The 8153-nt window shown below is 67.4% G+C and carries 7 protein-coding genes and 1 pseudogene; 5 read left to right on the top strand and 3 right to left on the bottom strand.

The annotated features are described in order from the left end of the window. Positions 1 to 506 precede the first annotated feature (506 nt). Complete coding sequence (locus AC07DW_RS32490) at positions 507 to 827, top strand: hypothetical protein (RefSeq protein ID WP_478861241.1); 321 nt, start codon at positions 507 to 509, stop codon at positions 825 to 827. Between the two features lie 359 nt (positions 828 to 1186). On the opposite strand, the gene AC07DW_RS32485 is transcribed toward AC07DW_RS32490, so the two are convergent. Continuing rightward, a complete protein-coding gene (locus AC07DW_RS32485) occupies positions 1187 to 2125 on the bottom strand; it encodes a hypothetical protein (RefSeq protein ID WP_478861240.1) in 939 nt (312 codons plus the stop codon). Positions 2126 to 3111: 986 nt separating this feature from the next. On the opposite strand from AC07DW_RS32485, the gene AC07DW_RS32480 reads away from it, so the two are divergent. Further along, on the top strand, positions 3112 to 3741 hold the full coding sequence (locus tag AC07DW_RS32480; RefSeq protein ID WP_478861239.1) for a hypothetical protein: 630 nt from the start codon (positions 3112 to 3114) through the stop codon (positions 3739 to 3741). Between the two features lie 19 nt (positions 3742 to 3760). After that, positions 3761 to 3855: pseudogene (locus AC07DW_RS32475) on the top strand (transposase); the annotation flags it as partial. A gap of 145 nt (positions 3856 to 4000) precedes the next feature. Here AC07DW_RS32475 and AC07DW_RS32470 read toward each other — a convergent pair. Beyond that, positions 4001 to 4153 (bottom strand): biotin/lipoyl-containing protein, encoded by a 153-nt coding sequence (locus AC07DW_RS32470; RefSeq protein ID WP_478861238.1) that lies wholly within the window; start codon positions 4151 to 4153, stop codon positions 4001 to 4003. A 71-nt stretch (positions 4154 to 4224) separates the two neighbouring features. Further along, positions 4225 to 4839 carry a hypothetical protein gene (locus AC07DW_RS32465; protein WP_478861237.1) on the bottom strand — a complete coding sequence of 205 codons (615 nt, stop codon included), beginning with the start codon at positions 4837 to 4839 and terminating at the stop codon, positions 4225 to 4227. A gap of 842 nt (positions 4840 to 5681) precedes the next feature. Between AC07DW_RS32465 and AC07DW_RS32460 the strand changes: the two genes are divergently transcribed. Both AC07DW_RS32460 and AC07DW_RS32455 read left to right on the top strand, forming a co-directional pair. After that, complete coding sequence (locus tag AC07DW_RS32460; RefSeq protein WP_478861236.1) at positions 5682 to 7262, top strand: AbfB domain-containing protein; 1581 nt, start codon at positions 5682 to 5684, stop codon at positions 7260 to 7262. Between the two features lie 175 nt (positions 7263 to 7437). Further along, positions 7438 to 8070 (top strand): RICIN domain-containing protein, encoded by a 633-nt coding sequence (locus tag AC07DW_RS32455; protein WP_478861235.1) that lies wholly within the window; start codon positions 7438 to 7440, stop codon positions 8068 to 8070. Positions 8071 to 8153: the final 83 nt, after the last annotated feature.

Raw genomic sequence — 8153 nt, 5'->3', positions numbered from 1 at the left:
TGCACTGGTCACTCTGGCGAAGACTCAGCCAGACACGCGCCCGCAACAGTCACTACAAACAACGCGGACACACTCCCTAACTGTGATTGCAGTATTAGGAGAAGATCCTGGCGTTGACGACGCCGGAGCGGCCTCCGCCTTTGGAAGGCCGGCTTCCGTACGGGCGCGGGTTACCGACCGAGAGGGTATAAGGGGCTTCGCATTCTCGTCCCTGTTGAACCATCCGTCAGGTTGGAAGAGGCTCACTATCCGTGGTGCAGGCAAAATAGGGCACGTAACCGCAAACGGTTCGGTCGAACCGTTTCCGGGACGGGCGGGCTCTCGCTAGGTAGCCGGGGCGGTACGGTGCACCTGGGCGGGCGCTGCGGCTCGCGCCGCTCGCACCTGTACTCCGATGACATGACCTGTCACTGGTTCGAGGGATAGGTCGATGTGTCCCCTATAAGATCCATGCATCGGTGGGATGTCCTCTTTCGATGGGTTGAACCGGAAAGGGGACATCTCTGATGATCCGCATCACACGTCTGGCCAGACTCGGCCTGACGGCCGGCACCGCCGCCGTGCTGGCCGTCGGCCTGACCACCAACGCGGAGGCCGCCACCGGAAACATCCGGTACTTCAGCGCCTCCGGGCAGGAATTCCGGATCGACAACCCCCCGGACAACGTCTGCATCAACCTCCAGGCCCGCGCGCAGTTGCTCGCCAACAACACGAACAAGACGGTGACTTACTTCTTCAACGCGTACTGCGCCAACTTCACCGGCACCCTGGCCCCCGGCCGGGCGGTGACCTACCAAGACCCCCTGTCGGTGCGCGTCATCGGCTGAGCTCGGTGCCGGACGCGGTGGGCCGCCGTCGCACTCGCACCAGGCCATCCCCGGCGGCCTGTTACGGCGCCGCCGGTGAAAGCGCCACACGGTGAGGCGAAGTTGCAAGGGTCCCGCACGCCGAGTCACTCCCCGGGGGCTTCTGCGCGACCTGCGGCCTCATATGCCTCCGCCGCCTGCGAACCTCATTCTAGAGAACGATCAGTTAAAGACCGTGCCGGTACCAGGTCAGTCTACAAACGGGAAAGTGCCTTCCGTCCGAAACGACAGAACCTTTCGGTAAGGTTCATCATTCCTGTGCAGAAGGCACTTCCGTGTTTCGGGCACCAAGTGGCCCTGCCTGAAGCCAAAAGGCGAGGCTAGTCTGCGATCTTCACGTACGTCAGGTACGAACGTGGTCCGTGGAAGGTCGAGCTCTGGAGCGTGGCCCCGTTGGCGAGGCCGTCACCAGGGCCGCCACCGCTCAGGATCGCTTGTACGCGGACCGTCTTCGATCCTTGCGCCGGGGACACGGTGACGAGTCCGGACAAGGAGGTCGGACCGTGCGTGCAGTGCTGGAGTCGGTCGGGCGACGTGAACTGGTGCTGGGCCGATCCGCGGGGTTGGAGTTCGACGGTTCCGGAGTTCACGTCGATCAGGCGGACCTCGGTCCACAAGTTCGTGGCACTCCCGTATTCGAGGGTTGCGCAGATGCTCGTGTTGACGTCGCCGGTCACCAGGTACACGCCGGGTGCGGGAAGCATGACCTGCAGGGCTGTGTTCGCCCACGTGTTGCTGGTACGGGTCGGCCTGAGGTCCACGGAACCGACTGGGCCGGCTTCGCCGCGCTGGGGTGTCAGGTACGCCCTGACGGTGTAATTGCGCGGGCAGTCAGCCGCGGCCGGGGGTGCCACGACGACATCGATCGACTGCCAGGCGTTGGCGATGCGGCCCGGCGCCGGGCCGGAGGTTCCGGTGACGTGGGTCTCCGTGACACGCAGGCCCTGCTCGGTGGAGGTCAGTGCGTTGCACTCGTCCGGGTCGAGAATCGCGTGCGCGCTGACAATGTAGGTCTGCGGGCAGTCGTCGGCGGCCGGGGGCGTCACGACGACGCCGATCGTCTCGTTGGCGTTGGGGCTGGGGCCGGAGGTTCCGGTGACCTGGGTCTTTGGGACACGCAGGCCCTGCTGGGTGCACCTCGCGGCGTTGCACTCGTCCGGGTCGATGATCAGGTCGGCCTGCAGGGGCTCCGGCGGGGTCGCCTCTCCGACCAGCGCGATACAGTCGCTGTTTTTGAAACGTGTCGGGCGTGGGGGCATGACACATCACTCCTGGTTGGCGTGGTTGTAGCCGGACTTCAGTTCCGCTACGGCTGCCTGGGTTCTGCCTGTGCCAGGACCCTGCTGCGGCGGCCGTGGTGGACCAGCGTTCCAGCCCGGCCGAGGTGACCTTCTACCGTGCCTCGTGAGGGTCTGAGCGCTGGGGCGCAATTCGCCACGCCGGGTAATTACCCAAATGGGCTAAGAGATAGTGAAAATCCAACCCGATAGAGTGGTAAGTCGGATCTACCTACAAATCCTGATGTGCCAAAAGAATCGTTTCGACCTGGCCGTTCGGAGCCTCGTGTGCTTGTTGCCCAAGCGGTCTCGGTCCGTCCAGTTCAGTCCCACAAGCCGTCAGGAACAAGATCAGCACGTACCCGGACACGCTGCCGACCTGGATCGTGGAGTGCGAGACCTGCAGTTCGACTCATTCTGAAACGATCAGCCATCCCGCTCCGCGCCGTATCAGCCGCGCAACCCAAGCCTCACGCCTCTGGCCTGCGAACACGCAGTTCGCCCGATGGTCGACGGGATGGCGCACCGATGCATCGCAGTGTACGTGAAAATCACACTTATCACCCTATCGGGATCAATTTCCACTATTGATTATGCCAATTGGGTAACCACCCGGCGGGGCGGTTTGCGCCCCAGTGGTCGAGCCCTCAGCGACGAAAAGCAAACGCGTCCTACCGGGCGAGCCGGGGCGCTAGACCGTCACGGTTGCTGCGGCCGGGCCCCGGCACAAGCACGTCTCGGGCAGTCGCAGCGGAACGGAAGTCCGCCCACCACCACACCGAAGGGCGGCTGGGCCACCCCCTCGCCGCCACACAAGCCGGGAGACGTACATGTGTAACACCCCTGTTCCCTGCGCACCGTACGGCGGCCGAACGTCGTGCGCCTCTTCGTGCCTGCCGCCGTGCCGCAGCTCCTCGACGCTGCTGCTGTGCGACACCAGCACAGCGACCCCGGTCACGCTCACGGTCGTGGACGACACTGTCGCCACTCTCGGTCTGGAGGCGAGGTTCCCGGACCTGCCGGGTTCGCACGCCGCCCTGTGGACCGGCGGCGCCCTCACCTACCCCGCCGACCCGAACGGCTCCGCCGGCGACGGCACCCAGGTCTACCGGACCGCCGTCGGCCGCATCACGGCCACCTCGCCATCCGGCTGCGAAGGAGCCGCCGGCACCCTCACCGTCTCCACACGCGTCACCCAGAACGGACCAGGTGCGGGCCAGGCCCAAGTCGGTTCACTGCGGCTGTATCGCAACACCACACTGGCAGGCTTCGACAACGTGATGCCGAACGCCCCCGTCGGCCACGTCGAGACACTGAGCGTCTCCGCCCCCGTCACGGCGGCAGATCTCGCCAGCGGCGACCTCTACGTGGCCCTGTACCTGGAGACCTTCCACAACACCAGCAAGTCGTGGACCGCCGACCAGTTCTCCATCACCGCACAACTCAACGGATGCGCCGTGCAGTTCCTGCGCACCTTCGTCATCGACTGCAACACCGGCACCGTCCTCTGTCATTCGGACACCACCCTGGACGGACGCCCGTACACCCCCACCGGCCAAGTCGGTCAGTGCAGCACACCCAACAACAGCTCGGTCTAGCGCTGCTCCCGGCAACGACCAGGGAGGCATGATCCGCCGCTACTTCATCTGGCGAAACCGCCACGCCGACGACCGGGCCTACGCGCCGTCGTCGACAGGGCGAGCGTTGCCTAATGCGGCACTGGACAACTTCCGCCGCCGGTTCCTTCGGCCTGATGCGGAGGGCGCCAACTCGCAGCCAATTCCCACCTCTTAAGAGGTAAGAATTGGCTAGGGTGGCGCCATGACCACTGAAGCTCTCGCGGGTTTGGAGCGCTCACTAAGTGGTGTCGATGACCGCGATGACCGCATGTACGGGGACCGTCGACCCAACCACTTCCCGCAGCTCCACAATGACGCCGCGGAAGGGGACGGTTAGGGTGGTGGTCGCCTTGTCGATCGAGACCTCGACCAGCGGGTCGTCCTCGGTCATGTGATCGCCCCATTGCTTGTCACGCCCTCGCCAACATCTGGGAGTTCGAACTCCCAGCGTGGCATTGCACCTCATCGGTCCGACGAAATCCTATTGATCACATTTTCTCCTGTGCGGTGTCGGCTCCGGCGCACTGTGCTTCTCACTGTGCACGGCCGTCGGCACATACCAGCGCCGCACACGCCGGGCGCCCCGGGCGGTGCCGCGGATGCGGGTGAGCCGCGCAGGCGGCGCCGGGTGCGGGACGGGGGCGGGTTGCCGGTCAGCGCTTTGGCCGCGCGTGGATCGGGATGCGGATCTCCTCGCCGCCGCAGTCGAAGTCGATCCACTGGCGCTCGTGAGCGGGCCCCCCGGTTGTCCGTCGCGGCGGGCACCCGGACCGCCTCGGTCCTGCTGGCGTGGTCCCCGAGGTCCACGGACGCGAGCGGCAGCCCGAGGTCGGAGGCGTAGGTGTCCACCGAGGCCAGCCACCTCCCGGACTGCATGATCAGGAGGTGCGTGGCCACCAGACCGGCGCGGGCGGCGAGTTCGAGGTGGCGGACGTAATCGGTCCGCATCACCAGCCCCTCGTGCTGGGGGAAGTGGTCGCGGAGGCCTCGGTGTGCCTCCTGGTCGCCCTCCTGCGCCTTGAGCAGTACGGCGACGGCATCCGCGATCCGCTCGGGGGCAAGGACGTCGCTGGACATGGTGGCTCCTGTCGCTGTGGGTTCGATGTGGTGCACTGCGGTGAAGCCCTCCCGGCGCAGGGCGTCGGGGGTGGCCCCTCGCGCGAGGTCGTGCTGCCAGTGCAGCGTGTCCTCGGGGACGCGCTGGTTGGCCGGCCGCAGCAGGGGCGGGGGCAGGGATGTTGCTGTCGTGCCCGCGCGGGAGCGTCGCCGATCCCGAACCGTTCGACTGGCAACAGCGTCAGACAACGGCAGGTGGTCGAAGACAGCTGTATCGCGGCCGACCGTCTTGGGTGTAACGGAGCGAAGTCCAACCACACACAAGTGGTCGGCTCCGTGCCGCGGCACCGGGCGCGCGCCAGCCGTACGGCCGGTGAAGATCAGTTCCATGGCGCGGCTCTCGCCGATCAGCCGGGGCAGCCGGAAGTGTCGATCGGGCGGCATATTGTACGACACTGGCAGGGGTGCTTCCTTTCATGTGTACCGGCCCACATTTTTCCCTCACACCTTCCTCACGGAAGCGGACCGTCGTAATCCGGCCGCAGGCCGGGGCTCGATTGCCGTGTGCCGTCTGGGGGGCATTCGTGTCGGAGGGATGACTTAGTGAGGTCTTGCCTGCTGGTGCCGCCATTTGGAATGGAAGATTCCGAGTTACTGATGAGTTCTTCAATACTTCCCGCAAGGCTACTTCCAGTCAAAAATTGGCCTCAAGGTGCGCGTTGAACGGTGCTCCCGGCGAGTGATCGCCCAGGAGCTGTCCCTTCCACTTTGACTCCCCTTTGGTGATCTTCAAGACTGCGTCCCGACCACCTGGCACGCGTTCGGGAACCGCGTGCGGGATCTGACAGGGGGACCGAAACAACATGAAGAAGAGCAACCCGAACTCCGCCCGTGTGCGGAGAGCCGTCACCCGTGGACTGGTGACCGCCACCGCGCTCGCCTCCGTGACGGCTGTGGCCGCGCCGCAGGCCGCCATCGCCTCCCCGCCGGCCGCTCCGGCCGCGGCGGCCGGGATCGGCACCACCGACACGCAGCGCGTGGACGCCGCCGCCGTGGTGCGCCTGGATCCGAGCCCGGACGTCCTGCTGCTCAGCGACCACGACTTCATCCACGCCCTGTGGCAGAAGGCCCGTGACGGCGGTGACAGCTTCGACGCGGTGCGGCAGGCCGCCGAGGCCGCCATGATGAGCGAATCGGCCGACGACCACGCGCAGTTCATCGTCACCGGCATCCACGAGGCGTACGCCGTCGACAAGCAGCGCGAGAAGGACCGGGCCGACGCCGCCCGCGCGGCCCGGCTCGCCAAGTCCCAGGCGCTGATCGCCGTCGGCATCCCCAACAGCCCCGACCTGCTCGACCTGAGCGACGACAACTTCATCCGCGCCGTGATGCGCCACGAGGCTTCCGGGGCCGAGGTACGCGCCGCCGCCGCGACGGCCCTCGCCGGGGACGCGGCCGCCTGGCAGGAGTTCATCACCAACGGCGCCCGCGAGGCCCACCAGCGCGACGTCGCCAACGAGCTCAAGGAACTGGAGGAGAAGGACCGCGCGGAGGCCGAGCGCCGCCGCGAGATCGCCGCCCGCACCAACGCGGCCGCGCTCTTCCGTATCACGCCTTCCGAGGCCATGCTCGCCCTCGGCGACGACAACTTCATCCGCGAACTGCTGCGTGTCGCCCCGGCCGACGCCAAGGGCAGCGAGCTCTACGCGGCGGCGCAGCGCGCGGTTCTCAGCCCCGACCCGGCCGTGTGGAAGCAGTTCATCCACTCCGGCGCGGAAGAGGCGTACAAGAAGGACGACGAGGCGCGCCGCAAGCAGATCGCCGAGGCCAACCGCCGCCTCGCGCTCCAGATCCAGGCCGCCGCCGAGAAGACAGGCGTCAACCCCCACCTGGTCGCCACCGCCAAGAAAGCCCTGGCCGGCACCGACGAGGACGTCGCCAACTTCCTCAAGGCAGACAGCCAGTACCGCGCCAAGCGCCAGTCGTTCCAGCCGGCGAGCGGCAAGCCGGCGGGCTTCTACATCCGCCAGTCCACGCCCGACGCCGGGGAGGCGTTCATCGCCCCCCTGTCCACCGCGTCCAAGCAGACCGACCGCGAAGACGGCACCTGGGTGGTCGTTCCCGCCCTCGACGGCAAGCCGGGCTGCTACTCCTTCGAGTCCTCCCAAAAGCCGGGCCACTACCTCACCCACAAGGACCTCCGGGTCAGGATGGCCGCGAGCGACAACAGCACCGCCTTCCGCAAGGACTCCACCTGGTGCGCCAAGAAGGGGCTGAGCGGCTCCGGTACCTCTTTCGAGTCGTCCGCCCAGCCCGGCCGCTACCTGCGCGAGTACTACGGCGATTTGTTCGTCGCCAACAAGACCGCCAAGAACCGCTTCGACGTCGAGAAGGACTTCGCCCAGGACGCGTCCTGGAAGATCGTCACCCCGCTCGCGCGCTGACCCCGCGCCAGCGTGAGTACCCCGCTCGCGCGCTGACCCCGCGCCAGCGTGAGTACCCCGCTCGCGCGCTGACCCCGCGCCGGCGGTGAGTACCCCGCTCGCGCGCTGACCGCGCGGGCGGTGATCACCCCGCCCGCGCCCTCTCCCTTCAGACTTGAGAAGAACGGAAGCACCCATGCCCCGGATCGTCCGATCCGCCCTGGCCGTCGCGGCCGGTGTCGCCGCGCTCGCCGGCACCGTGACCGTCGCCGCCGCCGACGAGGCGCGCCCCGAGCCGACCCCCGCTGCCACCGTCGCCGCCACGTCCACCGTCGACGCCGCCGACGCCCGTGCCGCCGCCGTCGCGGCCTCGGCGCCCTCGGCCGTCCAGCTCAGGGCCGCGCACAGCGACAAGTGCCTCACCATCCCCAACGCCAGCCTCCGCAACGGCGTCAACAGCGTCCAGTCGACCTGCGTCGCGGACGCCGCGAACCAGCGCATCGACCTGGTGCCCACCGGCGCCGGCACCTTCGAGCTGCGCTTCGGGCACAGCGGCAAGTGCCTCGACGCGGAGGCCGCCGGCACCAAGAGCGGCACGGCCGTCCAGCAGTGGTGGTGCGTGGGAGCGCAGAACCAGCGCTGGCGCATGGTGATGGTCGACGTCGCCAAGGAGCTGTACGAGCTCAGGCCCGCCCACACCCCCCTCGCCACGAACCTCTGCGTGGACATCGAGTCGGCGAGCAAGACGGACGGGGCGGTCGCCCGGCTGTGGGCCTGCAACGGCACTCCCGCCCAGCAGTGGCGCATCCACCCGGTCACCGCTTCCTAATGTTGTTGTCAAGCGGTTGCGGCCACGGGGGGTGTGACCTCGTAGCACCGCCGGTCACGGATCAGGGCCCACAGGACGTTGAC

This window comes from Streptomyces sp. NPDC045701 (assembly GCF_056432045.1).
Note: the sequence above shows the minus strand (reverse complement) of the source record. Positions and strands in the feature narration are given on the sequence as shown.

Coding starts and splice junctions, on each gene's coding strand:
- AC07DW_RS32490 (WP_478861241.1), top strand. CDS start 507: ATGATCCGCATCACACGTCTGGCCAGACTCGGCCTGACGGCCGGCACC.
- AC07DW_RS32485 (WP_478861240.1), bottom strand. CDS start 2,125: ATGCCCCCACGCCCGACACGTTTCAAAAACAGCGACTGTATCGCGCTG.
- AC07DW_RS32470 (WP_478861238.1), bottom strand. CDS start 4,153: ATGACCGAGGACGACCCGCTGGTCGAGGTCTCGATCGACAAGGCGACC.
- AC07DW_RS32465 (WP_478861237.1), bottom strand. CDS start 4,839: ATGTCCAGCGACGTCCTTGCCCCCGAGCGGATCGCGGATGCCGTCGCC.
- AC07DW_RS32460 (WP_478861236.1), top strand. CDS start 5,682: ATGAAGAAGAGCAACCCGAACTCCGCCCGTGTGCGGAGAGCCGTCACC.
- AC07DW_RS32455 (WP_478861235.1), top strand. CDS start 7,438: ATGCCCCGGATCGTCCGATCCGCCCTGGCCGTCGCGGCCGGTGTCGCC.